This window comes from Azospirillum sp. P4_B5 (assembly GCF_056402275.1).
In genome coordinates, this window is record NZ_JBFUHT010000117.1 from 1 (window position 1) to 2164 (window position 2164).

4 protein-coding genes are annotated in these 2164 nt (G+C 69.5%); 3 read left to right on the forward strand and 1 reads right to left on the reverse strand.

The genetic code is table 11. The annotated features are described in order from the left end of the window. Positions 1-200: HU family DNA-binding protein (locus AC1DVI_RS32205; protein WP_476961443.1), on the reverse strand; the 200-nt coding region annotated here is incomplete at its 3' end. Positions 201-335: 135 nt separating this feature from the next. Between AC1DVI_RS32205 and AC1DVI_RS32210 the strand changes: the two genes are divergently transcribed. From AC1DVI_RS32210 to AC1DVI_RS32220, 3 genes are all read left to right on the forward strand, one after another. After that, entirely contained in the window at positions 336-926 is a 591-nt protein-coding gene (locus AC1DVI_RS32210) for a sigma-70 family RNA polymerase sigma factor (RefSeq protein WP_051658433.1), read from the forward strand. Between the two features lie 2 nt (positions 927-928). After that, positions 929-1834: an anti-sigma factor family protein gene (locus AC1DVI_RS32215; RefSeq protein WP_476961444.1), complete on the forward strand. Its 906-nt coding sequence runs from the start codon at positions 929-931 to the stop codon at positions 1832-1834. Positions 1835-1892: 58 nt separating this feature from the next. Continuing rightward, a partial coding sequence (locus tag AC1DVI_RS32220) for a Bax inhibitor-1 family protein (RefSeq protein ID WP_476961445.1) occupies positions 1893-2164 on the forward strand: 272 nt, incomplete at its 3' end.

Below are 2164 nucleotides of genomic sequence, written 5' to 3' on the forward strand. Positions count from 1 at the left end.
GCACCGGTCTGCGGGTTGCGGCCCGTGCGCTCGCCGCGCTCGGCGATCTCGAACTGGCCGAAGCCCGGCAGCTTGACCGTCTCCCCCTTGACCAGCGCGTCCTGCAGGCTTTCCAGAACCGCATCCAGCGCCTTGCCGGCGTCGGCCTTSGTGCCGCCCAGCTTGCCGGCGATCGCGTCGATGAGATCGGCCTTCGTCATTCCCTACTCCCCTTGTTCRTGGMGGAACCCCAGCATKYTCCAGGGCTCCAGGCGCYTCTGACCTACTCCGCCCCGCGTCCGCGCGCAAGCCAATCCCGTGGCGATTTTTTCCCCCGGAGCGGATTAAGCCACGGCATGATCCGTATGCCGAGTGTGAAGAACCAATCCGGGACGGTGATGAAAGACGAGCTGGGACAGCATCTGGACGTTCTGCGGCGCTACGCCCTGGTCCTGATGCGCGACCCCGACCAGGCGGAAGACCTCGTTCAGGAGGCGCTCGTCAAGGCCATCGAGGGGGCGTCGTCCTTCACGGACGGGCGCGACCTGCGCAAGTGGCTGCTCGCCATCGTCCACAACACCTTCGTGGACCGCTGGCGGCGCCAGCAGGCCGAACGCCAGGCGACCGGCGAGCTCAGCTCGATGGCGGAGGAAGGCTCCCCGCCCGCGCAGTTGAGCCATGTCCATCTCGGCCAGACCATCGCGGCCCTGATGACCCTGCCGGTCGAACAGCGGGAGGCCCTGGTGCTCGTGGCGCTTGACGGCATGTCCTACCGGGACGCTGCCGAATGCCTGGGCATCCCCGTGGGCACCCTGATGTCCCGCCTGGGCCGCGCGCGCGATGCGCTGCGGGCCAAGACGGGCGGCGGGCGCCAGCCGGCGTCAGACCAGTCCGACCGCAACCCATCAGACCGGGTCCAGCGCCCCCCGTTGCGCGTGGTGAAATGACGATGAACGAACCGATCAGCGACATCGACCTGAACGCCTATGTGGACGGCGAACTCGACGCGCAGCGCCGCATCGAGGTGGAAGCCTACCTGGAGGCCAATCCGGAGGAGGCCGCCCGCGTCATGCACGACATGCGGGTGCGCGACGAGATCCGCCTGTTCATAGCCGGCCCGGCCGTTGAGAAGGCTGCGGCCGAAATGGTCGCCCCCGAACCCGCCGCCGACCCCACCGCCGAACCGGCTTCCACCCCGGCCCAGCCGGCGGTCGGCGCCGGCGGGCCGCTGCCGCGGCGCAAGCAGTGGGGCGCCCTGTGGCGCCGCCCGGCGGCGGAGCTGATGAACCGGGCGCGGGCCCCCAAGGGCTCGGGCAAAGGCTCGGGCCGCGGGCGGCGGGCGGTGGCGGCGCTGTGCCTCGTCGGGCTCGGCTGGACGGCGCACAGTGCGGTGTCGTCGCTCTCGGTCAACCCCGTCGCCACGGCGCACGCGGCCACCCACTACATCACCATCGCGGCCCAGACCCACCAGCAGGCGCTGCACAGCGGGATCGACTTCAAGCCCTTCGCCGACGCCGCCAATTCCCTGATGAACCGTCTGGCCTCCGCCAATCCGGAGGTCGCGGTGCCGATCCCGCAGCTCGACATCGGGCAGGCGCCGGACGGGCTGCGCACGGTGGCCTGGGACGGCGGGGTGGCGGTGCAGGCGGCCTACCGCCACGGCGGGCCTGACCTGATCACGCTGTTCGCCAGCGAGGTCGACCGCTTCGCCGTCACCGAACCCCAGGCGGAGCGGATCGGCAACGTCTCGGTCGCCTATTGGCAGGTCGGGACGACGGTCTACGCGCTGTGCGGCGAACAGCCGGAAAAGGAAATCCTGGCCCACGCCCGCGACGCCCGCATGGCCTGGTTCTGAATCAAGCGCCAAACGACAAGCATCCGAACGATAAGCATCCGAAGGACATGGTGAGACAATGAGCGGACCCTTCTACGGCAACCAATTCGGCAGCGCGGCGCCGGCCTACGGCGCGGCGTTCGACGAGGGCCTGCGCAAGCACATGCTGCGGGTCTACAACTTCATGATGCTCGGTCTGGCTGTGACGGGCCTGGTGGCCCTGTTCGTGGCGAGCACGCCGGCGCTGTACGTGCCGATCTTCACGACCCCGCTGAAGTGGGTGGTGATGCTGGCGCCGCTGGCCTTCATCATGGTGCTGTCCTTCCGCTTCCACGCGATGTCGGCGAGCGC

Excerpts from the sequence above, each read along its gene's own strand:
- AC1DVI_RS32215 (WP_476961444.1), top strand. The coding sequence starts at position 929 with ATGAACGAACCGATCAGCGACATCGACCTGAACGCCTATGTGGACGGC.
- AC1DVI_RS32210 (WP_051658433.1), top strand. The coding sequence starts at position 336 with ATGATCCGTATGCCGAGTGTGAAGAACCAATCCGGGACGGTGATGAAA.